Origin of the sequence: Vibrio sp. 1562 (genome assembly GCF_033340155.1) — a bacterium.
Taxonomy (GTDB): Bacteria; Pseudomonadota; Gammaproteobacteria; order Enterobacterales; family Vibrionaceae; genus Vibrio; species Vibrio alginolyticus.
On sequence record NZ_JAWOVY010000628.1, the window covers coordinates 1 to 563 of the forward strand.

A 563-nucleotide genomic window follows, 5' to 3' on the forward strand; every position below is an offset into this window, starting at 1 on the left:
TCGACGTTGGGCTTTAGAACGTATTCAGAGGAGGGTTAGCGAGTCTGTTTAAGCTCGGCTAATACTTCGTGCAGTGAAGGCACGATAGCGTGGCCAAATTGTTTTACTTCATCGCAAGGTTCAACCAAGTCCGGAATTTGATAAGTAATCATGTTTGCCGCTACAGCGGCGCGAACACCGTTATTGGAATCTTCAAAGGCCAAACATTGGCTTGGCTCTACATCCAGACGGTTCGCTGCCAGCAAATAGATTTCTGGAGCGGGTTTGCCGTGGCTCACTTCGCAGCCTGTCGTTAGGTTATCGAAGTATTTGCTCAACCCTGCTAATTCCAGTTTGATTTTTGCCACTTCTTTCGCGGTAGATGTCGCGACCGCGATAGGTAAGCCCTGTGCTTTCAACCACTCCAGCAACTCAACAACGCCATCTTTTACAGGGATAGCTTGGTGTTTGACAACTGCGTTGTAACGAGTGCGCCATTCAAGATGCAGGCGGTCTAAATTCTCGCCGTAGGCTTTGCGGAAAATCGTCTCAATTCCTGCCTCATTGCGGCCAATTATCTATAG

The 563-nt window shown here is 48.5% G+C and carries 1 pseudogene; it reads right to left on the reverse strand.

The features are described from left to right. Window positions 1–35: 35 nt before the first annotated feature. Window positions 36–557, reverse strand: a pseudogene (locus R7Z49_RS26770) (HAD family hydrolase); the annotation flags it as partial. Between the last annotated feature and the right edge of the window lie 6 nt (window positions 558–563).